Annotated in this window: 24 protein-coding genes; 13 read left to right on the top strand and 11 right to left on the bottom strand. The window is 73.6% G+C overall.

The features are described from left to right. Positions 1–475: transposase family protein (locus tag ABT048_RS31135; protein ID WP_350524893.1), on the top strand; the 475-nt coding region annotated here is incomplete at its 5' end. Positions 476–611: 136 nt separating this feature from the next. Next, the gene (locus ABT048_RS31130) at positions 612–1,889 is read left to right on the top strand and encodes an alpha/beta hydrolase family protein (RefSeq protein WP_350524892.1); all 1,278 of its coding nucleotides are present in this window, start codon (positions 612–614) and stop codon (positions 1,887–1,889) included. Between the two features lie 17 nt (positions 1,890–1,906). Here the strand turns inward: ABT048_RS31130 and zapE are convergent, their stop codons facing one another. Then, on the bottom strand, positions 1,907–2,992 hold the full coding sequence (zapE, locus tag ABT048_RS31125; protein ID WP_350524891.1) for a cell division protein ZapE: 1,086 nt from the start codon (positions 2,990–2,992) through the stop codon (positions 1,907–1,909). A gap of 436 nt (positions 2,993–3,428) precedes the next feature. Here zapE and ABT048_RS31120 point away from each other — a divergent pair, with 436 nt between their 5' ends. Together ABT048_RS31120 and ABT048_RS31115 are read left to right on the top strand one after the other, a co-directional pair. Further along, positions 3,429–5,333 carry an Ig domain-containing protein gene (locus tag ABT048_RS31120; protein WP_350524890.1) on the top strand — a complete coding sequence of 635 codons (1,905 nt, stop codon included), beginning with the start codon at positions 3,429–3,431 and terminating at the stop codon, positions 5,331–5,333. A gap of 148 nt (positions 5,334–5,481) precedes the next feature. Beyond that, positions 5,482–5,964, top strand: coding sequence for a hypothetical protein (locus tag ABT048_RS31115; RefSeq protein ID WP_350524889.1), 483 nt, complete (start codon positions 5,482–5,484; stop codon positions 5,962–5,964). 48 nt (positions 5,965–6,012) lie between these two features. Here ABT048_RS31115 and ABT048_RS31110 read toward each other — a convergent pair whose 3' ends face one another. Further along, positions 6,013–6,426, bottom strand: coding sequence for a winged helix-turn-helix transcriptional regulator (locus ABT048_RS31110; RefSeq protein WP_350524888.1), 414 nt, complete (start codon positions 6,424–6,426; stop codon positions 6,013–6,015). 81 nt (positions 6,427–6,507) lie between these two features. On the opposite strand from ABT048_RS31110, the gene ABT048_RS31105 reads away from it, so the two are divergent. Continuing rightward, complete coding sequence (locus ABT048_RS31105) at positions 6,508–7,356, top strand: NAD(P)H-binding protein (protein ID WP_350524887.1); 849 nt, start codon at positions 6,508–6,510, stop codon at positions 7,354–7,356. Positions 7,357–7,392: 36 nt separating this feature from the next. Here the strand turns inward: ABT048_RS31105 and ABT048_RS31100 are convergent, their stop codons facing one another. The 5 genes from ABT048_RS31100 to ABT048_RS31080 form a co-directional block, all read right to left on the bottom strand. After that, positions 7,393–7,965, bottom strand: a complete 573-nt coding sequence (locus tag ABT048_RS31100) for a hypothetical protein (RefSeq protein WP_350524886.1) — start codon at positions 7,963–7,965, stop codon at positions 7,393–7,395. Between the two features lie 222 nt (positions 7,966–8,187). Beyond that, complete coding sequence (locus tag ABT048_RS31095; protein ID WP_350524885.1) at positions 8,188–9,186, bottom strand: ADP-ribosylglycohydrolase family protein; 999 nt, start codon at positions 9,184–9,186, stop codon at positions 8,188–8,190. A gap of 98 nt (positions 9,187–9,284) precedes the next feature. After that, a complete protein-coding gene (locus ABT048_RS31090; RefSeq protein WP_350524884.1) occupies positions 9,285–10,256 on the bottom strand; it encodes an NADPH:quinone oxidoreductase family protein in 972 nt (323 codons plus the stop codon). Then, positions 10,253–11,065 carry an SDR family oxidoreductase gene (locus ABT048_RS31085; protein ID WP_350524883.1) on the bottom strand — a complete coding sequence of 271 codons (813 nt, stop codon included), beginning with the start codon at positions 11,063–11,065 and terminating at the stop codon, positions 10,253–10,255. The genes ABT048_RS31090 and ABT048_RS31085 overlap by 4 nt, the downstream gene beginning before the upstream one ends. Beyond that, positions 11,062–11,820 (bottom strand): SDR family oxidoreductase, encoded by a 759-nt coding sequence (locus tag ABT048_RS31080; protein ID WP_350524882.1) that lies wholly within the window; start codon positions 11,818–11,820, stop codon positions 11,062–11,064. The genes ABT048_RS31085 and ABT048_RS31080 overlap by 4 nt, the downstream gene beginning before the upstream one ends. A 250-nt stretch (positions 11,821–12,070) precedes the next feature. Here ABT048_RS31080 and ABT048_RS31075 point away from each other — a divergent pair, with 250 nt between their 5' ends. The 4 genes from ABT048_RS31075 to ABT048_RS31060 all read left to right on the top strand — a co-directional run bounded on the left by ABT048_RS31075 (position 12,071) and on the right by ABT048_RS31060 (position 15,497). After that, positions 12,071–12,697, top strand: coding sequence for a TetR/AcrR family transcriptional regulator (locus ABT048_RS31075; RefSeq protein WP_350524881.1), 627 nt, complete (start codon positions 12,071–12,073; stop codon positions 12,695–12,697). Between the two features lie 337 nt (positions 12,698–13,034). After that, entirely contained in the window at positions 13,035–13,298 is a 264-nt protein-coding gene (locus tag ABT048_RS31070) for an ABC transporter permease (RefSeq protein WP_350524880.1), read from the top strand. An 18-nt stretch (positions 13,299–13,316) separates the two neighbouring features. Further along, positions 13,317–14,090 (top strand): hypothetical protein, encoded by a 774-nt coding sequence (locus ABT048_RS31065; RefSeq protein ID WP_350524879.1) that lies wholly within the window; start codon positions 13,317–13,319, stop codon positions 14,088–14,090. 6 nt (positions 14,091–14,096) lie between these two features. Beyond that, the gene (locus ABT048_RS31060) at positions 14,097–15,497 is read left to right on the top strand and encodes a hypothetical protein (RefSeq protein ID WP_350524878.1); all 1,401 of its coding nucleotides are present in this window, start codon (positions 14,097–14,099) and stop codon (positions 15,495–15,497) included. Positions 15,498–15,641: 144 nt separating this feature from the next. Here the strand turns inward: ABT048_RS31060 and ABT048_RS31055 are convergent, their stop codons facing one another. From ABT048_RS31055 to ABT048_RS31040, 4 genes are all read right to left on the bottom strand, one after another. Beyond that, a complete protein-coding gene (locus ABT048_RS31055; protein WP_350524877.1) occupies positions 15,642–16,736 on the bottom strand; it encodes a M14 family metallopeptidase in 1,095 nt (364 codons plus the stop codon). 15 nt (positions 16,737–16,751) lie between these two features. Then, complete coding sequence (locus tag ABT048_RS31050) at positions 16,752–17,081, bottom strand: hypothetical protein (RefSeq protein ID WP_350524876.1); 330 nt, start codon at positions 17,079–17,081, stop codon at positions 16,752–16,754. Between the two features lie 105 nt (positions 17,082–17,186). After that, a complete protein-coding gene (locus ABT048_RS31045; RefSeq protein ID WP_350524875.1) occupies positions 17,187–17,954 on the bottom strand; it encodes a TetR/AcrR family transcriptional regulator in 768 nt (255 codons plus the stop codon). Positions 17,955–18,083: 129 nt separating this feature from the next. Next, positions 18,084–18,782: a LysE family transporter gene (locus ABT048_RS31040; RefSeq protein ID WP_350524874.1), complete on the bottom strand. Its 699-nt coding sequence runs from the start codon at positions 18,780–18,782 to the stop codon at positions 18,084–18,086. 290 nt (positions 18,783–19,072) lie between these two features. Here ABT048_RS31040 and ABT048_RS31035 point away from each other — a divergent pair, with 290 nt between their 5' ends. From ABT048_RS31035 to ABT048_RS31020, 4 genes are all read left to right on the top strand, one after another. Then, a complete protein-coding gene (locus ABT048_RS31035; protein WP_350524873.1) occupies positions 19,073–19,702 on the top strand; it encodes a maleylpyruvate isomerase N-terminal domain-containing protein in 630 nt (209 codons plus the stop codon). 173 nt (positions 19,703–19,875) lie between these two features. Continuing rightward, positions 19,876–20,229, top strand: a complete 354-nt coding sequence (locus ABT048_RS31030) for a hypothetical protein (protein WP_350524895.1) — start codon at positions 19,876–19,878, stop codon at positions 20,227–20,229. Positions 20,230–20,388: 159 nt separating this feature from the next. After that, positions 20,389–22,224 (top strand): M1 family aminopeptidase, encoded by a 1,836-nt coding sequence (locus ABT048_RS31025; RefSeq protein ID WP_350524872.1) that lies wholly within the window; start codon positions 20,389–20,391, stop codon positions 22,222–22,224. Between the two features lie 89 nt (positions 22,225–22,313). Beyond that, positions 22,314–23,039: a G1 family glutamic endopeptidase gene (locus ABT048_RS31020; RefSeq protein WP_350524871.1), complete on the top strand. Its 726-nt coding sequence runs from the start codon at positions 22,314–22,316 to the stop codon at positions 23,037–23,039. Positions 23,040–23,181: the final 142 nt, after the last annotated feature.

Genomic DNA, 23,181 nt, shown 5'->3' with positions numbered 1-23,181 from the left:
TGCCGAGTACGTCCTGGTCGACGGCACTCTCGCCGAGTGCGACCGCGTCGGCGACGGCCGCGCTGACTACTCGGGAAAGCACCGTCGCCACGGCGTGAACCACCAGGTCATCACCGGTCCCGACGGCAGACTCGTGTGGGTCTCGCGGGCGCTGCCGGGCCGCACTCATGACCTGACCGCCGCCCGGACCCACCGCATCGTGACGACCTGCGTCCGGCTCCGCATTCCCGCCCTGGCCGACCTCGCCTACACCGGCGCAGGCGGGACGTTCGCCGTACCGGCCAGGCGAAAGCCCGGCAAGGAGCTCACGGCCGGTCAGAGATCGCTCAACCGGGCCCACGCCCGGTTCCGGTACCCGGTCGAACGAGGCGTGGCGACACTCAAGCGATGGCGGATCTTCCGCCACGCCCGGTGCAGCCCGAACTGGCTTACGTCAGCAGCCAAAGCCGTCCTCACCCTGGAGCTTCAACGCTGAAAGAGCTCATTGGCCCTTAAGGGTGTCATACCCGGGTATTCAGGGGCCGGTTGGCTCCCTGGTATGACGGCTGCGGACCGTTCCCGCCCGTAGTGTCCTGCGTGTTCGATCGATCGAGGGCACGGAGGGACGGATCATGGGCAGTGGGGGACGGGCCTTGGCGGCGGTCCTGCTGGCGGCGACGGCGGTGCTGGGCACGGTGGGCGGCCCCGTGGCGGTGGCGGCGGGTGCGGAGGGCGGGGACGCCGGGCAGCGGGCGCGGGCGTGGCTGCCGGAGCCCACCGGGCCGTACCCGATCGGGACGACCGCCGTGCACCTGACCGACGCCGGCCGCGAGGACCCGTGGAAGCCCGGGCAGCGGCGCGAGCTGATGATCAGCCTCTGGTATCCGACCTCCCGCCCGGCCGACCCCGCCGACCGGGCCCCGTACATGGAGCCCGCCGCCGGGGAGCACTTCGGCGGCGCCGACGGCGTCGGACTGATCAACTACGGCACCACGCCCGGCAGCACCGACTGGTCCGGCATCCGCACCCACGCCCGCAAGGACGCGCCGGCGCTGCCCGGCCGGCGCCCGGTGGTGCTGTACTCGCCCGGCCTCGGCGACCCGCGCACCTGGGGGACGGCCCTCGTCGAGGACCTCGCCTCCCGCGGCTACGTCGTCGTCACCGTCGACCACACCTACGAGGCCTCGGAAGTCGCCTTCCCCGGAGACGAGTTGGCCACCTCGGTGTTCCCCGGCATGCTCGGGCAGCCGGATCTGGACATCGGCGCCGTGCTGCGGAAGTCCCTGGCCGCCCGGGTGGCCGACACCCGCTTCGTCCTGGACGAACTGACCTGCCTCGGTGGCCGCAAGGACCTGCCGAGCGGGCTGGCCGGGGCGCTCGACCTCGACCGGATCGGCATGGTCGGCCATTCGGCCGGCGGCTTCACCGCGCTCCAGACCATGCACGACGACCCGCGGATCGCCGCCGGGATCAACCTGGACGGCCAGCTGCACTTCCCCGGCCCGGACGGCCGCACCGGCGTGTTCCTGCCCAGCGTCGCCGAGGACGGCCTGGACCGGCCCTTCCTGCTGATGGGCACCGGGAGCGACGACTCCGGGCCCTACCGCCGGCAGCCCGGCTGGAACGCCCTGTGGCAGCACAGCACCGGGTGGCACGCCGACGTCACCCTCACCGGGTCGCGGCACGGCTCGTACACCGACGCCCAGACCCTGCTGCCGCAGCTCGCCCGGCAGGGCGCCCTCGGCGCGGAGCAGCTGCGCAACGACGTCGGTGACGTCCGCCCCGGCCGAGCCGAGCTCGCCACCCGCTCGTACGTCGCCTCCTTCTTCGACCGCTGGCTGCGCGGCCACGACGACCACCTGCTGGACGGGCCCTCGCCGCGGTTCCCGGAGGTGGCATACGAGCGGTAGCGAAGGCGCTGCTCGGGTCAGGCCGATCCGAGCAGGGCGAGTCGGCTGGCGGTCCGGTCCAGGTCGCTGAACAGGTCCTCGGATGCCCCTTGGTCGATCGGGTCGGCGCCGATCAGCACCAGCCGGACGTCCCGGTCGCAGCAGACGTCCACCAGGTCGGCGAAGCGCCGCCGCCCGTCCGGGGTCGCCTCGGCCAGCGGCGGTACGTCGGTGAGCACCAGGGTGGGGAAGCGTTCGGTGAGCGCCAGCTGGTCGGCCGCCGAGGTCAGCCCCTCGCACAACTCGGCGAAGCCGAACCACACCTCGGCGTCGCGGACCGCGGCTGCCCGCAGCGGGCGGCCGTGCACCACGACCTCGTCCGCCTCGCTCGCGGTCGGCCGAGTGAGGCCGAGCACGCGCAGGCCCTCCTCGTCGTCGGTCCGCAACCGCGCGCCCTGGGTGAACCGTTGCGGCGTGCCGTCCGCGGGCTGCCGCTCCCGGCGGAAGTCCACCGGGCCCGCGATCTCCACGACGTCCATCCGCTCCTCGATCAGCCGGATCGTCGGCTCGAACAGGTGGTGGTACAGCGGGTTCGGCATCAGGCCGGCGGGCGGGTAGTTGGACGTGGTGACCAGGGTGATCCGCCGGTCCAGCAGCGTCCGGAAGAGCCGGGCCACCAGCATCGCGTCCCCGGCGTCGTGGGCGTGGAACTCGTCGAAGACCAGCACCCGGCAGTCGCCGAGCAGCTCGTCCACGGCGCGGTCGACCGCCGCGACCCGCTCGGCGGCCGGGTCCCGGTGCCCGTCGGCGGCGTGCAGGGCGACGCCCTCGTGCAAACGGCGGAAGAAGTCGTGGAAGTGCAGCCGCCGCTTCCGCGGAGTGGCCAGGCCGTCGAGGAAGGTGTTCACCAGCCAGCTCTTGCCCCGGCCCACCGGGCCCCACAGGTAGAGGTGGCGCGGCGGGCGGCGAACGAGCAGCCCGGTGCGGGCCAACTCCCCGGCCAGCCTCGACAACCGCTCGACGGCGGGCCGCTGGGCCGGATCCACGGCGAAGCCCCGTTCCCCGGCGGTCCGCCGGAAGTGAGCCAGCATCGCCTCGTACTGCTTCGTCGCCTTGTCCGTCACGTCCGCGAACCCTAACAGTGCCTCAGAAAAGCTCCGACGGCGACCGCCTGGACGAGGAGCTCCCCGGCCGGCGCCGTCCCGTCCTCGGGGGTCGTTGCCGCCGGGCGGTTCACTGAATTCGGGACGGCATTTCGAGCGATATTCAGTGAATGGTTACGCGCGTCGACTCCTTTTCATCGATTCCGCTTGACCTGCTTCGACGCGTTTCTTAATCAGCCCTTACCCTTCGCCGTTGACCTGTGTTCATCAGCTCTGCTTTCCTTCATGCCCAGCAGGCGGCAATGGGGCCGACGGGGCGTCAATTCCGGGTGTGCGGAGAAATTCCGACCGGACGCGACTTCCCGCGGAACCCGCCGTCCGCCCCTTCCCCACAAAGGGATCGCCCGGGGCTCCCTCACGGCCCCGGACGATCGGCAGAAGAGAGGCACCCTCACCCATGGGTCACTCCCCAAGGACCGGACGCGCGAAGTACGCGGCGCTCACCGGCATCGCGTCGCTCGCGCTCGCCGTCGCCGGCCTGGCCGGCGCCGGTCCGGCCTCCGCGCAGGACATCTCCAGCTCGCAGGGAAGTACTGGCAGCACCGCCAACGAGTTCAACCCCTGGAGCCCGCAGAACGGCCACCCGTACCGGCACGGCGCGGTGCCCGGCATGTCCCAGCACGAGAACTACAAGAAGTGGCTCGACGCCCACAACCAGGCCGCGGCGACCGGTCAGCAGACCCTGTCCTACGGCGGCGGCGTCGACGGCATCGGCGTGCAGAGCGGGCACTCCAAGGTCTACCTGGTGTTCTACGGCAACCAGTGGGGCACCCAGAGCACCGACGCCAACGGCAACGCCAAGTTCACCGGCGACTCGGCCGGTGCGGCCGGTGCCACCCAGCAGATGTTCAAGGGCATCGGCACCAACGGCGAGACCTGGTCGGCCGACCTCACCCAGTGGTGCGACGGCCCCAACGTCGCCACCGGCGCCGTGAGTTGCCCGTCCAACGCCAACTTCATCCCGTACCAGAGCGGCGGCGTGCTGTCCGGCGTCTGGTACGACAACGCGGCCGCCTCGCCGAGCCAGGCCACCGGCAACCAGCTCGCCCAGGAGGCGGTCAAGGCCGCCGGCCACTTCGGCAACACCACCGCCGCCGCCAACCGGGACGCGTACTACATCGTCCTGTCGCCGCACGGCACCAACCCGGACGACTACCAGAACCCCTCCACCGGGTACTGCGCCTGGCACGACTGGAACGGCGACACCACCCTCACCGGCGGTGCGGCGAGCTCGCCCTACGGCGACATCGCCTTCTCCAACCAGCCGTACAACATCGACGCGGGCTCCAACTGCGGTGTCGGCTTCGTCAACTCGCCCGGCACGCTGGACGGCTGGACGATGACCCTCGGCCACGAGTGGCACGAGATGATGTCCGACCAGAACCCGGCCGGCGGCTGGACCAACCACGTCTCGGGCAGCAGCTACAACGGCCAGGAGAACTCCGACGAGTGCGCCTGGATCCGGCCCGGCAGCACCGGCGGCGCCGCCAACATCTCCTTCGGCTCCTTCGGCAGCTACGCCGAGCAGGCCAGCTGGTCGAACGACACCAACTCCTGCGCGATCTCGCACGCCATCCTGACCCACGGCAACACGGTCACCGTCACCAACCCGGGCAGCCAGTCCGGCACCGTCGGCACCGCGGCGAGCCTGCAGATCAGCGCCACCGACTCGGCCACCGGCCAGACCCTGAGCTACTCGGCCACCGGCCTGCCGGCCGGCCTGTCGATCAACTCCTCGACCGGCCTGATCTCCGGCACCCCGACCGCCGCCGGCACCTCCAGCGTCACGGTCACCGCGACCGACACCACCGGCGCCACCGGCAGCACCAGCTTCTCCTGGACCGAGTCCACCACGGGCGGCGGCGGCAACGCCGTCACCAACGGCACCTTCGAGACCGGCAACCTGACCGGCTGGACGGCCGCCGGCTCCACCTCCGCCCCGGCCTCCGCCGCCCACAGCGGCAGCTTCGGCGCCATGGTCGGCTCCACCAACCCGACCGGGGACTCCTCGATCGCCCAGACCTTCACCGCGCCGACCGGCTCCAGCAAGCTGTCCTTCTGGTACAGCAACACCTGTGACGACACCATCACCTACGACTGGGCCACCGCCACCCTGAAGGACAACACCACCGGCACCACCGCCACGGTCCTCGCCAAGACCTGCACCACCACCGGCACCTGGACCAACAAGACGGCGACCGTCACCCCCGGCCACTCCTACACCCTCACCCTGAGCAACCACGACGACAACTACCCGGGTGACCCGACCTACACCTACTACGACGATGTGACCGTCTCCTGACGATCGCAGCGCCGAACGCACCGGGGTGGGCCCAGCGCCCGCCCCGGTGTCGTATTCCACAGCCGTATTTCATCGGGGGGGGGGGGATCCGAATCGGCGGCTGCTGCGTCAAAACGGCACCGCTTGCACACCGGCAGAAGGAACCACCGTGAACCCGAGAAGACCCGCCGCCCTGGCGCTCGCCGCCGCCCTGCTCGCCCTGACCGGGTGCGCCTCCACCGCCTCGAAGACACCCGCCTCCGGCGCGTCGGCCCCGAGCGCGTCGGCCCCGAGCAGTTCCGCCCCGAGCAGTTCCGCCCCGACGCCGGCGGTGCTCGCGGTGGACGAACACGCCGGCGGTGCCACCCTGAAGGCCGCGGTCGGCACGACGCTGACGCTCGCGCTCCACAGCACCTACTGGTCCGCCGCGACCAGCTCCGCCCCCGACGTCGTCGCCCCGACCGGCACGCCGACCACCGCGCCGTCCCCCTCCTGCCGCCCCGGCGGCGGCTGCGGCACCGTCACCACCACCTTCACCGCCCGCGCCCCCGGCACGGCCCATCTCACCGCGACCCGCACCAGCTGCGGCGAGGCCCGCGAATGCCCGCCCGACCAGCGGACCTACGAGGTCACCGTGGAGGTCACCGGCTGAGGCCGGAGGCCGGAGCCTCCCTACCGAGGCCTCCCTGCCGGAGCTCGCCTACCTGATCTCCGAGCCCGGGTTGGCCTCGTCCCAGGCCCGACGGGACCTGACGATCGCGTCGTGGTGGCCGTAGGACCAGTCCGCCATCGCCCGCACCAGGTGGGTCAGGCTGTGGCCGAGCGGGGTCAACTCGTACTCCACCTGCGGCGGGACGGTCGGGTGGACGGTCCGCGAGACCAGGCCGTCGCGCTCCAGGCGACGTACCGTCAGGGTCAGCATCCGCTGCGAGATCCCCGGCAGGGCACGCTGCAGCTCGCGGAACCGCCGTACGCCCTGGGCGAGTTCGACGACGGTGAGGACCGACCACTTGTCGCCCAGGCGGTCCAGCAGGTCCCGGATCCCGCAGTCCACGCCGTCCTCGCACCAGACCACCGGGCGGGGGGTGGTTACCGCGGTGTGCCCTGCTGACATGAAAGTGCCTCCTTACGCCGAACGCCCAGGCTATCGAGGATGGAGACGTCGCCGACGGTCGATCATCCCCAGGAGGAACCCATGCTGCTCGTCACCGGTGTCAACGGAGGCCTCGGTGCCCTCGTTCTGGCGCACCTCGCCGGGCGGGAGGGCGTCGTCGCCGGCTCGCGCACCCCCACGAAGGTGCCGGCCGGCACACCCGCCCGGCTGGTGGACTTCGACCGGCCGGACACCCTGGCGGAGGCCTTCGACGGCGTCCGGACCCTGCTGCTGATCTCGGCCGGAGCCGCCGAGGACGACGTGGTGATCGCCCGGCACGGCGCGGCGATCGAGGCGGCGGAGCGGGCGGGCGTCGAGCACGTCGTCTACACCAGCCTCTCCGGCGACGGCGACCACCTGCCCTACGCCCTCGCCCACCGCTGGACCGAGCGGCGGCTGCGCTCCTCGGCGACCCTGAGCTGGACGGTGCTGCGCAACGGGCTGTACGCCGAACTCCTGGGCGCCATCGCGGCGCCCGGCCCCGACGGGGTGATCACCGCGCCGCTCGGTGACGGGAAGCTGGCGGCGGTGGCGAGGGCGGACCTCGCCGAGGCGGCGGTCAGGGTCGCGCTCGAACCGGGCGCGCACCGCGGCCGGACGTACGAGCTGGTGGGGGAGCGGGCGCTGGGCGGTGCCGAGGTGGCCGCGGCGCTCGGCGCCGAGTACCGGCCCGGTCGGCTGGCCGACGCCCGGACGGCGCTGGCGGCCTCGGACGCCCGGGACTTCCAGGTACCGATGGTGCTGGGCACCTACTCGGCGATCGCCCACGGCTTCCTCGCCGGTCCGGGCGGTCCGGGCGGTCCGGGTGGCCCGGGCGGGCCGGGCGACCTCGCGGCACTGCTCGGCCGCGAGCCCCGCCCGGCCCTGGAGGTCATCGCCGCCGGTCGGTGAACGGCCGTTCGGCTACGGACCCCCGAACGCGGTCGGTCACGGGCAGAGGCGGTGCGGGGTCGGGGTGCACTCGGGGTCGGGGTCGACCGGGCCGCTGCCGGGGCGGTAGTTGGACCACCACAGCGGGGTGTTGCCGTAGTACACGACCAGGTTGCCGCCGTTCTGGATGGCCAGGTAGGCGCCCGGGTGGCGGCCGGTCCGGCTCTCCCACAGCGGGCGCCAGGCGGCGTCGTACGCGGTGAGGTTGCCGTCGGCCTGGACGTAGAAGTAGGTGCCGACGCCGTAGGTGCCGACGGCCGTCCAGATCGCGACGCCGTTGTGGTAGAGCACCACGTGGCCGTCGGTCTGCTGCCACAGCACGGTGCTGCCGTCCGGCGAGGACCAGCTCTGGCCGCGGGTCAGGCCGGCGGTGGCCTGGATGACGGTCTGGTCGGCGTCCGACACGGCGGAGGCGGAGGCGGAGGCGGAGGCGGAGGCGGCGGTGTCGGCGGTGTCGGCGACGGGGACGGCGTGGGCGGCCTGGGCGGGCCCGCCCAGCAGTCCGGCCGCGATCAGTGCGGTGCCGAGGACCACACCGGCCCGGAGCGCGAGAGAACGCGGGTTTCGCATGACGGGTCACTCTCCTGGAGTCGCTTCTCAACGTGGCACGTCGGGGAAACGTCGCGACGGAGCGCCGCACCCGTGCGGAGCGCGTCGGCCCGGCCAGTCTTACCGTGCGCGGTACGAACCGTCATCCGTTCGCCACACCTGGGAGGCGGGGTTCCGCTAGGGGTGCCACGGGGGCCACTGCAGCCACCCGTGTCACCCCTCCGGGTACGAATCCTTGGTGTGTCAGGCGCTTCCGGTCGCCGCCTCGCTTTCGTGCGCCGCCGCGGCTTCGGCGGCCGCCCCGGCTCCGGCCGCCGCCTCGGCCTCCGCCGCCGCGACCCAGTCGGGCAGCGGCTCCCGGCAGGCCAGCCACGTCCGCGGCACGCCACCGAGGCCGGTGCGGGCGGCGACCACGCCGCCGGTGATGGCGCAGGTGGTGTCCACGTCGCCGAGGCCTTCCGCGGTGGTCCACAGGGCGTCGGTCAGGCTGTCCACGTGGTGCGCGGCGGACCACAGGGCGAAGGGGACGGTGTCGCTCGCCCGGATCCGCTGCCCGTTGCCGAGCAGGTCGGCGGCCCGCCACGGCTCGGTGGCGGCGGGCAGCTCGGCGGCCCGGCGCAGCCCGTCCCGGACCTCCCCGGCCGGGGTGCGGCCGGCGACCTCGGCCAGCAGTTCCGCGCCGGCGGGTGCGGGACCGGAGCGGCCGCGCGCGGCGAGGGCCGCCGCCAGGGCGACGGCCACCGCCCCGGCCACGCCCTCCGGGTGCGCGTGGGTGACCTCGGCGGACAGCGCCGCCTGCTCCGCAGCCTCGTCGAGGTCCGCGGCGAACCAGGCGCCCAGCGGGGCCACGCGCATCGCGGCGCCGTTGCCGAGGCTGCCCTGGCCGTCGAACAGCTCCCGTGCGGCGGCGCGCCACCGCGTGGGGTCGGCACCGAGCTCCGGCAGCAGCAGGTGCATGCCGTGCCCGTAGCCGCGGCCCGGGTCCGCCCGGTAGGTGGCCGCGAAGGCCTGGGCGAGCCGTTCCTGGTGCACCGCGTCGAAGGCGGTCAGGACCCCGTACACCGACAGGGCCATCGCGGTGTCGTCCGTCCAGTGCCAGGGGCCCTCCTCCGGCGTGCGCCGGGCCCGGATCTGCGTGAACGCCTCCTGGGGCGAGCGGAAGAGGGGGAACCAGCGCTCCCCGAATCCGTCCCCGAGGGCCAGGCCCTCCAGCGAGTCGCGAGCGGCGGAATAGGTCGTCATCCCGGCATCCTGGCAGCGGTGACGGTCCCGCCGCACCCGCCTTTCCGGGGGCGGCGGGACCGGTGGCGGCAGGCCCGGGGCGGCGGGACCGGTGGCGGTCAGTCGCCGAGGACGGCGATCCGGCCGGTGCTCAGCCCGTCGGCGACCCGCTGGACGGCGTCCGCCGCACCGGCGAGCGGCACCCGGGCGCTCACCAGCGGCCGCACCGCGCCCTGCTCGGCGAGCTTGGTCAGCTCGTCGTGCGCGGCGCGGACGGCGCGCGGGTCTTGGGTGTTGTAGAGGCCCCAGTGCAGGCCGAGGATGGCGTAGTTCTTCACCAGGGCGTGGTTGAGGGCCGGCGCCGGGATCCGCCCGGCGGCGAAGCCGACGACCACGATCCGGCCCTCGAAGGCGACGCACCGGGTGGAGCCGGTGTAGGCGTCGCCGCCGACCGGGTCGAAGACCACGTCCGCGCCGCGCCCGCCGGTGGCCTCCTTGACCGCGGCGACGAAGTCCTCGGCCGTCCGGTCCACCACCAGGTCGGCGCCGAGGGCCCGGGCCGTCTCCGCCTTGGCCGCGCCGCCGACCACCGCGATCACCCTGGCCCCGGCGGTCCGGCCGAGCTGGACCGCCGCGCTGCCGACGCCGCCGGCCGCGGCGTGCACCAGCAGGGTCTCGCCGGCCCGCAGCCGGGCCCGGCGGTGCAGCGCGAACCAGGCGGTCTGGTAGCCGATGTGCAGGGCGGCGGCCTCGGCGTCGTCCAGCGCCTCGGGCGCCGGGAACGCGGCGGCGGCGTCCAGCAGCGCGTACTCGGCGAAGGCGCCGTGCGGCAGCACCGGGTTGCCGATCAGCCGCTCGCCCCGCCTCGGCCCGTCCGCGACCTCGCCGCACAGCTCCACCCCGGGCGTGAACGGCAGCGGCGGGCGGACCTGGTACTGCCCGCGCACCATCAGCGCGTCCGGGAAGTTGACGGCGGCGGCGCGGACCCGGACGAGCAGCTGCCCCGGGCCGGGCACCGGCTGCGGCACGTCCCCGGCGAGCCGCATCACCGCGGCCGGCTCGCCGAGTTCGCCGACCTGCCAGGCCCTCACAGTGCGCCGCCCGCTTCGAGCTGCCGCTGCAGCCGGTTCATCCCGCCGATCCAGCGCTCGGGCTCGGTGGCCCGGACGCGGTAGTACTCGGCCACCTCGGGGTGCGGGAGGATCAGGAAGCGCTCCTCGCGCAGCGCGGCGAGCGTCGTGGCCGCGACGTCCTCGGGCTCCAGGGCGTTCGGGGCGAGCATCAGCTCGCCGAGGGCGCCGGTCGAGGCGAGCATGTCGGTGCGCACGCCCTGCGGGCACAGCGCGTGCACCCGGACGCCCCGGTGGCGGTAGGTCGCGGAGAGCCATTCGGCGAAGGCGAGCGCGCCGTGCTTGCTGACCGCGTACGGCGCGGAGCCCAGGCTGGTGAGCAGCCCGGCGGCGGAGACCGTGGCGAGGAAGCGGCCCGTACCGCGCTCCAGCCAGCGGGGGAGCAGCAGTTCGGCGGCGCGCACGTGCGCCAGCACGTTGACCTCCCAGGCGAGCGTCCAGGCGGAGGCCGGGGCGTCGGCGCCGCCGGACGGGGCGACGCCCGCGTTGGCGCACCAGAGGTCGATCTCGCCGAGGGCCTCCCGGGAGCCCCCGACCAGCGCGGCCAGGCCCTCGGCGGAGGCGGCGTCCCCGGGCAGGGCGGTGCCGCCGCACTCCTGCGCGACGGCGTGGGCGGCCGCGGCGTCCAGGTCGTTGACCACCACCCGGGCCCCGGCCGCCGCGAACGCCCGGGCCAGCGCGGCCCCGATGCCCCGCCCGGCGCCGGTGACCACGACGCCCTGGCCGGCGAACGCCCCGGCCGACGGGTCGGCGAGCGCCCCGGCCGTCACATCCCACCGCCGAGCGTGACCCCGCCGTCGACCACCAGGGTCTGGCCGGTGATCCAGCCGGCGTCCGGGGAGAGCAGGAAGGCGACCGCGCCCGCGACGTCCTCCGGCACGCCGAGGCGGCCGAGCGGGTAGGCGGCGGCGACCTGCTCCTCGCGGCCCTCGTACAGGGCCTCGGCGAACTTGGTCTTGACGACGGCGGGCGCGACGGCGTTCACCCGGATGCCCTGCGGGCCCAGCTCGGCGCCGAGTTCGGTGGTGAGCCGGATCAGTGCGGCCTTGCTGACGCCGTACATGCCGATGCCGGCGGAGGCGCGGATGCCCGCGATCGAGGCGACGTTGACGACCGAGCCGCCGTGCTCGCCCATCCACGCGGCGTGCGCGCGGCGGGTCCAGGCCAGCGGGCCGAGCACGTTGACGGCGATGATCTTGGCGGCGGCGGCCTCGTCGGTCTCCAGGACCGGCCCGTAGACCGGGTTGATGCCGGTGTTGTTGACCAGGTGGTCGAGGCGCCCGAAGGCCTCCAGGGTGCGGGCGATCGCCTCGTCCTGGTGTGCCGGGTCGTCGGCCTTGCCCGCGACGGCGATGGCGTTCTCCGGTCCGCCCAGGTCCTGGACGGCCTCGGCCAGCGGCTCGGGGTTGCGGGCGGTGAGGCAGACCTTGGCGCCGCGGTCGACCAGCTCGCGCGCGATGCCGAGGCCGATGCCCCGACTCGATCCGGTGACGACCGCCACCCGGCCCTTGAAGGAGTGCACCACGGAGCGTCCTGCCTTTCGTGCGAGGATCCGACTACCATCGCTGACTAAGCGCTTGCTCAGCATGGTGTCGGTGCGAGAACCTGTCAACAGCCCGCGAAGCCGCCGAGCGGTCGGCGGGACGGCCCGGCGGCCGGAGCCGGCAGGAGGAGCCGGTGGGACGGCCCGTGGGACGGCCCGTGGGACCGTCTGCCGGGGCCCGATGCGAAAGCCCGTACGAATTCCGGTACGCGTTCTCTGGGAGGATGACGCCATGACCAGCACCCCGATGGCAGACCTCTGGCCGACCCTGCCCGGCGCCGACACCCGCCCCGAAGCGGCGTACCGGCTGCTCCAGGCGGCCGTCGAGTCCTTCGCGGAGCGCGGCTTCCACGCCACCACCACCCGGGACATCGCCACCGCCGCCGGGATGAGCCCGGCCGCGCTGTACATCCACTACCAGTCGAAGGCCGCGCTGCTGGCCGAGATCAGCCAGGCCGGGCACGCCGCCACGCTGGCCCTGGTCCGGGAGGCGGTGTCCGGCGAGGGCGGTCCGGTGGAGCGGATGCGGCGGCTCGTCGAGCAGTTCACCGCCTGGCACGCCCGGGCCCGGACGGTCGGCCGGGTGGTCAACTACGAGCTGCACGCGCTGCCCGAGGACGCCTACGCGGTGGTCGCCGCGCTGCGGCTGGACATCGAGCGCGAGGTCAGCGCGCTGATCGGGCAGGGGGCGACGGCCGGCGACTTCCAGGTCTCGGAGGTGCGTACGGCGGCCCGCGCGGTCACCTCGCTGGGCATCGACGTCTCCCGCTGGTACACCGACCGCTCGACCGAGACGCCGGAGGAACTCGGCCGCCGCTACGGCGAGTTGGTGCTGCGGATGCTCGGCGCCCGGATCTGACCGGCCCGGCGTCGCCCCGGCGCCTTGACCTGCCCCGGGGGTGCGCGCAGACTCGTATACGAAGTACGTGTGCCTCGTAGGCGTACAGCGCCGGGGGCACGCGGGGTGACCCCGCGAGCCCCCTCCGGCGCACTCCCACCGCAGCCCCGACGCTGCGGATCGAAGCAGATCACCTCCCGCGGCGACCACGCCCCCCCCCGACCGGCGGCGCCGACGGGAGCAACCCCGACCCGGGCCGGCCCGGCCGGGTCGTGCCGTCGCCACGGCGCGGCGGCACGGAGGCGCGCACGCTGCGGCGCGGCGCGGCCCGGGTGGTCGGAGAAAGGGAGGTGCAGCGATGCCCTTCCCGCAATCGAGTCCGGTCCGGCCCCGCTTCTGGCTGGAGACGGTCCTGGGCGGACTGTCCGGACTGCTGTTCCTGCTCACCCTGGCGTGGCCGGAGTGGATCGAGACGCTCCTCGGCCTCGACCCGGACGCCGGCAGCGGCGCGGCGGAGTGGCTGGTGGTCGCGCTGGCGGCCGCCGTCACCGCCGCCTGTCTGCTCGGCGCGCGGATCGAGTGGCGCCGGGCGCACCCCTCCTCGGCCCGCGCCGCGCGGTGAGCGGGGAGGAGGACCGTCATGACTGACGTATCGCCCGGGGTCGCCCCCGAGCAGCTGATCGACCTCGTCCGCCGGGCTCCGCTGAGCTTCGTGGGCACGGTCACCCGGGTCGGCGGCACCTCGCTCGCGGCCTTCCCGGCCGACGCCCGCAACGAACGGACCGCCGTGGTCAAGGTGACCGAGGTGCTGCACGCGCCCCAGGCCTTCCGGCAACTCGCGGGCAGTGAGGTCACCGTTCAACTGGCCCCCGAAGAAGCCCCGTTGGCGGTCGGCGACACAAGGGCCCTCTTCACCCGGGGCCTGGTCTACGGTGAGGGCCTCGGCCTGGCCGAGGTGGCCCGGCTGCCCGCCGAGGCCGTCCAGGGGCACGTGTCGCTCGCCGCCACCACCGCCGACGAGCTGCCGTTCTCCTCGGTGCAACGCACGATCCGCAACCAGGACATCGCCGCCCACGCCGCCGAGGCGGACGCGGTGGTGATCGGCGCCGTGGTGGGCCTGGAGGACCTCGGCCTGCCGGCGTACTCCGAGCACGCCCCGCTCTGGTGGCGCGCCACGATCGACGTCTCCCGCGTCGAAGCCGGCCCGGTCACCCCCGGACGGACCGGCGTGCTCTACCCGCGCAGCCAGGACGTCCGCTGGTACCGCGTGCCCAAGCCGGCGCCCGGGCAGCTGGGCCTCTGGCTGCTGCACGACACCTCGGGCGACCTCGCGGCGCAGGCGCCGTACCGACTGCTCCACCCCGACGACTACCAGCCGGTGCAGAAGCTCGCCGTGCTGCGCGAAGGGAGGTGAGCCGACATGCCCACCATCAAGGTCGTCGACATCGTGCCCAGGGCACAGAGCGGTGACACGAACCAGGACGCCGAGCCCAACCTCGCGGTGAACCCGGAGAACCCGCGGGAGATGGTCGCGACCGCCTTCACCCTCGACCCGCTCGGCGGGCCGTTCGCCCCGGTCTTCGTCTCCACCGACGGCGGCGACACCTGGGTGCTGACGTCCGTCGTCCCCGGGGAGAAGGGCGACTTCGGCACCTTCGACATCAGTGTCGGCTTCGCCGCGCAGGGCGGCAGGCTCTACACGGGCATCCTCAACGCCACCACCGGCGACCTGGAGATCCTGCGGACGGAGGACATCACCTCGCCCGGGGCGATGGAGGTCCTGGCGGACGTGTCCACGGACCTGAACCCGGACCAGCCCTGGGTGGTCACGGCGCCCGCGGGGGCGGACGGCGGCGGCCGGGACGTCGTGTACGTCGGCAACAACGTCCTCGACCGGGGGGCCGGTTCCGCGACGGCGACGGTCTCCGCCGACGCCGGCACGGGCTCGGGCGGCTTCACCGACGTCCGGCTCGACCAGCGCCCCGGCGCCAAGAGCAACGGGCCGCCGATCCGGCTCGCCGTGCACTCCGACGGCACGGTCTACGGCGCCTTCGAGAGCTACAGCCGCGAGGTCCGGGACACGGCGGATCCGGCTCCGGCCTTCTTCATCACCCTCGACGTGGTGGTGACCCGGGACGACAAGGGCGGCCTCGGCCAGAACGCCTTCGAGGACCTCCGGGACTCGGTCGACGGCGTCGTCGGCCAGCGGGTGGTCAGCGGGCGGGCCCTGGAGTTCAAGGTGCACGAGGCGACGCTGGGCCAGGAGCGCACCGGCGCCGACCTGTCGATCGCGGTCGACCCCACGAACTCCAACAGCGTGTGGGTCGCCTGGTGCGACGCGACCGGCGGCCTCCCCACCGACTACGTGCTGCACGTGCGGCACTCGGCCGACCGGGGGCAGACCTGGACCGACGCGCACGCGGACCTGATCGACGCCAAGAACCCCTCGCTGGCGATCAACTCCGACGGTCTGGTCGGACTGCTCTACCAGCAGCTCGCCAACGGCCAGTGGTCGACGGTGCTGGAGCTGTCCGCGGACCGCTTCGGGACCGTCGAGCGCACCGTCCTGCACCAGGCCCCGGGCGACGTCCCGAAGGCGAAGCACATCCCGTACCTGGGCGACTACATCCGGATGCTCGCGATCGGCCGGGACTTCTACGGCATCTTCTCCGGCAACAACACACCGGACCGGGCCAACTTCCCGGTCGGCGTGACGTACCTGCGCAACGCCAACTTCACCACCCGCCAACTGCTCAGCACGGACGGCGTGACCCGCGTTCCGCCGTCCATCGACCCGTTCTTCTTCCACCGGGCTTCCTGAGCTTCCAGCGGGCCGCCTGAGCGCACTCGGCGCACTCGCCAACGCCAAGGCGCCCGCCACGACCGATCGTGGCGGGCGCCCTGCTGTCGGGCACTGTGGCTTGGTGTTCCCGGTGTTCCCGGTGCTCCCGGGGTGTTCGGGTGTTCAGGTGACGGCCAGGCAGAACTGCACCAGCCCGGCGTCCACGTCGAGGACGATCCTCTCCATCTCCGCCCACGGCGGGTGGAAGGGGTTGGGCGAGTGGGCCGCGTCGTTGCCCCACTCGACCGTGAAGCCGAGCACCTTGCCCCGGTCGGGGTCGGTGTAGTGGCGGGCGTAGACGTAGTCGTCGCTGGTGCCGCTGGTCGGGTACAGGTGGAAGCCGGTCATCGGCTTGTACGGCACGCCGCGGACGCCGTAGACGCCCTGGCAGAACGCCTCGGCGAGCAGCCGGGCGGTGTCCTCGTCCCCCTTGGGGATGTACTCGGAGTACGCGAGGTCGCCGGGCAGGCCGCGCTTGCCGTCGAACTGGTGGTTGCGGAAGTTCATGTCCGGGTCGACCGACTGGTTGTCGTCGTCGCCCCAGTTGTAGAGCATGTCCTGCGCGTAGCTGTGGACGTCGACGAACCACCCGGTCCGCGGGTGCTGGTCCAGCAGCCAGCGGACGTTGCGGGTCTCCGGCTCGGAGAACGCGGTCGGCCCGCAGTAGACCATCTCGTCGCACGGGTCGGCCGAGACCTGCGGGTCGGCGTGCGGGTCGAAGGCGGTGGCGAAGTCGAACAGGAAGTCGTAGTTGCGGTTGAGGTCGACGCCGATGCAGGCGGGGTTCGGGCTGCCGCCGGCGTTGGCCGGGTTGCGGTTCTTGCGCCACATCGACTTCACGGTCTGGCTGTAGAGCCGCCCGTCGGGGTTGACCAGCGGGTAGACGACCAGGTCGAGGCGCCGGAGCAGGTGCTGCACCTGGTCGGCGGTGAAGACGGAGCCGCCGTAGCCGAGGCCGGTGCCGTTCCGGTAGGCCTCCAGCAGGTCGGCGGCGAAGTGGACGAGGACCTCGCAGCTGCCCCATTCGCGGGCGTGCACGCCGCCGATCAACATCACGCACTTCTTGGGGATGGGCGCGGGTGCGCCGATCTGCAGGGCGTGCGCGGTGCGGCCCTCGAACGAGGGCTCGGGCAGGGTGATGAGCTCGGCGAGGCCGGGGTAGGCGGTGGCCAGGCTGGTCACGGCGGACTCGACCTCGGTGATGTTCAGGTACGGCATGGCGGGCCTCCCGGGTCAGCCGGCGAGCTTGGCGGCCAGGCCGCGCGGGACGGCGTCGGCGGGGGCGAACCGGTCGCCGGTGCCGACCTCGGCCTGGGCGGCGCGCCCGGCCTCGCTGGCGTTGCCGATCCGGGTCACCGTGACGCCCTCGCGTTCGAGGGCCGGGACCTGGGCGGCCGTGGCGTAGACGTCGATGCCGACGCGGCCGTCCGCCTCGACGTACGGGCGTCCGCCGGTGTCGGAGCGGGTGTCGCGCAGCAGCGCGCGCAGGGCGTCCGGGTCCCTGGCGGTGACGCGCAGGCGCAGGATGTCGTCGTGGTGGGGTTCGTTCGGAACGGCGGACATGGGGGCTTCTTCCCTGGCGCCCGCGGAACGTGGCCGGAGCGGTCTCGGGCGGCTCGCTCCGCAGCGCCGTCATCAGAGGATATGTCCGACGTGTACCTCGTATCCTCAGGATGCGTCGCCGCCGTAGAAGGCGTCAAGGGGAGGCTGCGGCATCCCGTCCAGCAGGCTGTCCAGGCCGCGGAGCATCTCGGCGTCGTCGTCGAAGTCGGCGAAGCGGGGCACCAGGGCGCGCAGCCGGGGGTAGTCGGCGGCGGGCAGCCGGTGCAGGCCGAGCCGCAGGGCCGGGTCCGGCTCCTCCGGGTTGTCGACCACCTGGCGCTTGTCGACCAGCAGGCACCCGAGGTTCCAGGCGACGAAGGAGCGGTAGACGGTCAGGGCGGTCGCGTCGTCGAAGCCGGCCCGCCCGAGCACGGCGAGGATGTGCTCGGTCAGTTCGAGCACCGGCGCCGGCCGCCGCGTCACCGGGACGGTCAGCGGGCGGGTCGCGACCAGCGGCAGGATCTCGGGGTGGGCGTGCGCGACGGCGGCGAACGCCCGGGCGATCCGGCGCAGTTCCTGCCGCCACTCGGGCTGGTGCGGCTCGGGCCGGCGCCGCTCGGGCCGGTGCCGCTCGGGCGGGCGCGGGCCGCTCGCGGCAGCGGTCCGCAGCCGGTCGTTGACCTCGGTGAAGTAGGCCTCGGTCAGGCCGTCGAGCAGGGCCTCCTTGCCCGGGGTGTAGCGGTACAGGGCCATCGACTCGACACCCAGCTCGGACGCCAGTCGGCGCATGGTCAGTGCGGCCAGGCCCTCGCGGTCGACCAGCGCCACCGCAGCGTCGAGCACCTGCGGGCGGCTCAGTCGCCCCCGCTTCTCGGTGCCGTCCCGCTCACCCATGTCCGCACTCCTCCGGATCGGCGGAAGTCACCCAGCGGATACAGAACCAGGATACAAGGGATGAATCCGGCGTAAACGGGTCCGGGGGGTGTGGCCCGGCCGGTCCCGGCGCTCCGGTGATTGCGCTGGTCAGCCGACCAGCAGTCGAACGGCCAGTACGGCGACCAGGGCGGCGGATCCGATTGCGGTGAGTAGTCGCCCGCGCGGCCCGGTGAGCGCGCGGCCCAGCAGCGCCCCGCCCGAGGCGAGCAGCAGCTGCCAGCTGGCGGAGGCGGCGAACGCGGCGGCGACGAACACCGCCCGGGCGAGGGCGTCGGAGGTCGCGGCGTCCCGGCCGCTGCCGCCGAGGACCAGGGCGGCGAAGTAGAGCACGGTGAGCGGGTTCAGCAGGGTGATCCCGAGCAGGGTCAGGAAGGCCCGGGCGGGGGAGGGCGGCGCCTGTTCCGGGGTCACGGCGGCCCCGGACGGCGCGACGGCAGCGGACGGCGCGACGGCAAGGGGCGTCGTGGCGGCAGCGGACGGCGCGACGGCCCCGGGGCGGTGGCGCAGCGCGCTGTGGGCCGTACGGGCCGACAGGGCCAGCAGCACCAGGGCGGAGCCGATCCGCAGCGGCCCGGCGACCGGTTCGAGCAGGGGCGCGAACCCGCCGCCGCCGGCCGCCGCGACCAGCGCGTACAGTCCGTCCGCGGCGGCCACGCCGAGGGCGGCGCAGGCACCGGTGCGCAGCGAGGTCCGCGCGGTGAGCGCGACGACATAGGCCCCGACGGCCCCCACCGGGACGGCGACGCCGTACCCGGCGAGCAGCCCCGCGACCAGGGCGGCCCTCATCCGCGTGCGGTGTCGGGCCTCCGGGGGCGGCCAGGCTGCTGTCGGACCGCGGCCGGGCGGGCGGAGGTCTCGGGCAGCGCGGGGGCGGGGAGGACGGTCATGCGGTGATGGTGACGGCCGGGCGGCGGGGGCGGCAAGCGGTTTTCCGGCGGGCGGCGGACGCGGGTGGCGGCGGATGGCGGGTGGGCGGTGGCTGGCGGCCGGTACCCGGGCGGTGGGCGCCGGGTCGTGGGCGGCGGCGGGTGGGTAACGTGGGGGCCGTTCCGTGACACCTGTTCCGAGGAGAGCCGATGAACAGTCAGAACGACCCGGTGCGCGCCATGTTGGCGGAGGCCTGGAGCTCCTGGGCGGAACGCGGTGCGGCCCTCGGCGCCGCGGACTGGGGCCGGCCGACCCGGCTGCCCGCGTGGACCGTCCGGGAGCTGTACGCGCACGTGGCGCCGGTGCCGGAGATGTTCACCGGGCTGCGCACGGCCGTCCTCGACGGGCCGGCCGAGATCACCACGGGTGCCGGGATCCTGCGTGCCTACAACCGGCCGGGCGGTCTCGCGCACACCGCCGCCGGGCAGGTCGCCGAGACGGCGAGGCAGACCGCCGTGGCCGCCGACCCCGCGGTGCTGATCGCCCGGTTCGGGGTCGAGGGCCCGGCGGCCCTGGCCGCGCTCGACGACCTGCCGCCCGGTACGACGGTCGCGCACCCGCTGCTCGGCAGCGTCACGGTCGGCGCTCTCGGCGAGGTGGCGCTGATGGAGGCGACCGTCCACCTGCTCGACCTGATCGCGGCCGTCGGCGGGCCGCCGCCCGCCGACGCGGCCCTGCGGGCGACCCGGGCCCTGCTGGCGGAGGTTGCCGACCCGGTGGCCTTCATCGAGGCGGCGAGCGGGCGCAGCACGGAGGCGGTGCTCCCGGTCATCCGCTGACGCCGGCCGTCCGACGCCGTTCGCGGTCGTTCGCCGTCCTTCGCCGCTATTCGCGGCCGTTTCGCGGTCGTTCGCGCTCGTTCCTGTCGGGGTCGGTAACCCCTGGTCAGCAGTATGATCAACGGTCGGAGTCGGACCCGATCGGGGGAGAGTCAGTGGACCAGGTGCTCAACATGTGGTGGGTGCTGCCCGTCGTCCTGTACGGCAGCGGATGGATCGTCAAGGACGCCCGGCAGGCACTGAAGGTGCGGCACGAGCGCAAGATGGAGCTGCTCGCCGCCAGTGCGCGTCAGCAGGCCGCGCTGGAGGCGTCGAACCGCCCGCCGGAGCCGGTCTGCGGCTGCACCCACCACCTGGCCAAGCACGACAAGCAGGGCCGCTGCCACGAGGACGTCGAGGCCCCGACCGCCTGGGACGCCGACCGCCGCCCGCTGCAGTACGAGGCGCGGCCGTGCAACTGCCAGCAGTACATCGGTCCGGAGCCGCTCGGCACGGTCTTCGCCCCGGAGCTGGTCGACCCGAGCTGACGCGCGGTCCCGTCGCGCGGCGGTCCCGTCCAGCGGTGTTCCCGTCCCGCGACGGGGCCCGGCGGGGTCCGGCCGGTCCACTTGGTGTCATGAGCCTTTCAAAGGTGCGGGTTTGCTGTCACGCTGCTGCTCCCGGCCCGCTCCCCACGAGAGGTTCCGATGAGAAGACTCCTGCATGCCCTGACCGGTGCCGCCCTGTTCGCAGCCGCCGGCCTCGCGGCGCTCGCCACCCCCAATGTGGCGAGCGCCGCGGACTGCGCACCCGCCCAGGTGGTGGCCAACAGCGGTTTCGAGTCCGGCAGTTCACCCTGGACGGCGCCGAGCGGCGCGATCACCGGCGACACCGGCCAGAGCGCGCACTCCGGCAGCTCCTACGCCTGGCTCGACGGTTACGGATCCACCCACACCGACACCCTCTCGCAGTCCGTCACCCTCCCCACCGGGTGCGGCACCGCGACACTCGGATTCTGGCTGCACGTCGACACGGCCGAGACGACCGGCAGCACCGCCTACGACAAGCTCACCGTCAAGCTCGGCTCCACCACCCTGGCCACCTACTCCAACCTGGACGCCCAAAACGGGTACGTCCACCGGACCGTCGACGTCTCCGCCTTCGCCGGCCAGACCGCGACGCTCTCCTTCACCGGCGTCGAGGACTCCAGCCTGCAGACCAGCTTCGTGCTGGACGACGTCACCCTGGACGCCTCCGGCGGCACCACCCCGCCCCAGCCCGGCGACCCGACCCGCACCCCGGCCTCGCCCGGGTACACCGTCAACCTCACCAGTGACGCCTCCGGCGGCAGTTGGACCGGCCACGAGAGCGTGACCTTCACCAACGCCTCGCCCAGCCCGCTGAACGAGGTGTACCTGCGGCTGTGGGACAACTGGCACGGCAGCTGCCCCAGCACCCCGATCACGGTGACCAACGTGACCGGCGGCACGCCCGCCCCGCTCTCGGTGAACTGCACCGCGCTCAAGGTCACCCTGCCGGCGCCGCTCGCGCAGGGCCAGAGCGGCACGGTCGGCTTCGACCTCGGCATCACCGTGCCGAGCGGTGCGGACCGCTTCGGCCGGGACGGGGCGTTCAACTTCATCGGCAACGCCCTTCCCGTCCTGGCGATACGGGACGGAGCCGGCTGGCACCTCGACCCGTACACCAACAACGGCGAGTCCTTCTACTCGGTGGCCTCCGACTTCACCGTCACCCTGGACCACCCCTCCGGCCTGCTGGTGCCCGCGACCGGCACGTCGGTGGACACCCCGGGCGCGGCCGGCCGGACCGTCACCAAGGCGACCGCGAGCAAGGTGCGCGACTTCGCCTGGGGCGCCGGGCCGTTCACCAAGATCTCCGGCACCTCGGCGGCCGGGGTGAAGGTCAACGTCTACTCGGTGGCGGGGATCAGCGCGGCCGACGCCAAGTCGATGCTCTCCACCGCGACCTCGGCGGTCGACGCCCACGCCCAGCGCTTCGGCGCCTACCCGTACGGCGAGCTGGACGCGGTGATCGACAACAACTTCTGGTTCGGCGGCATGGAGTACCCGGGCTTCGTCCTCGACCTCGTCAGCACCACGGCGCTGACGCACGAGATCGGCCACCAGTGGTGGTACGGCATCGTCGGCGACGACGAGTACACCAGCCCCTGGCTGGACGAGGCCTTCACCGACTACTCCACCGACCTCGCCCTCGGCAAGACCGGCAACGGCTGCTGGAGCAGCGTCTCCTGGGCCTCGGCGGCCGAGAAGATCACCAACTCGATGGCGTACTGGGACGCCAACTCCTCCCGCTACTCGACGGTCGTCTACGGCTACGGCAAGTGCGCCCTGCACGACCTGCGCCGGACGATCGGCGACACCGCGATGACCACCCTCCTGCGGAACTACGCGCAGGCGCACTGGTACGGCGTGTCCACCACCGCGGAGTTCAAGGCCGCGGCCCAGGCCGCCACCACCGTCGACCTGACCTCCTTCTGGAGTCAGCACCGCATCGACGGCTGACCGCCGACCGCCCACGCCGCCCCCGGCCCCGCCCGGGGGCGGTGCCCGACCCGCGTCCGGCACCCGTCCGTCACTTCGGAGAGGACCCCATGACCACCCGCCCCCACACCCGCACACTCGCCCTGCTCGTCACCACGGCCGTCGGCCTCGCAACCGCCCTGAGCGCGGCAACCCCGGCCGCCGCCACGGCGAGCCACCGCAGCGACCACTCCCGCAAGCACGCGGACAACATCTGGGGTGGCTACATCACCTACGGCTCCACGTTCACGACGATATCGGGCACCTGGAACATCCCGGCGCTCGACTGCACCAACAACCGCGGAATCGCCTCCCCCTGGGTCGGGTTGGACGGGTGGGACAGCGACACCGTCGAGCAGATCGGCGTCGACCTCGACTGCACGACCGGCCGGGCACAGTACAACACGTGGGTCGAGATGTACCCGCAGGACAGCATCTACTTCGCCGAACCCGTCCAGGCCGGCGACTCCATGACCGGCACCGTCACCGACGAAGGCGGGCACTGGTACACGCTGACCCTGAGCGACACCACCCAGGGCTGGACGAAGTCCTTCCGGAAGTACCTCGCCACCGCGACCTCCGTCAACGCCGAGGCCATCATCGAACCGATCGGCTCGGGCTCCGTGCCGACCCTGGCGAAGTTCGGCCCGCTGCAGTTCACCGGCGTCACCGTCGACGGCCGGCCGATCGGCGCCTACGCCACCCACGCGTCCACCGTCACCCGGAGGACGACGACCCTGGCCACCACCGGCACGCTCAAGAGCGACGCGTTCCCCGTCACCTGGCGGCACTCCTGACAGAGCCGACGCCCCGGCCCCGCCGGGACGCCCACTGACGCGCAGGCGCGGCCCCATCGGCTCTCTGCTGTCCGAGCAGAGCAAGGGAGGGGCTGCGCCTGTTGCACTTTTGGCGCCGACCGATCCTCCCGCGGCGCGACGA

Origin of the sequence: Kitasatospora sp. NPDC096140, from assembly GCF_040303045.1 — a bacterium.
Classification (GTDB): Bacteria; Actinomycetota; Actinomycetes; order Streptomycetales; family Streptomycetaceae; genus Kitasatospora.
The sequence above is the reverse complement of the archived record's forward strand: the minus strand, read 5'-3'. Positions and strand labels throughout refer to the sequence as shown.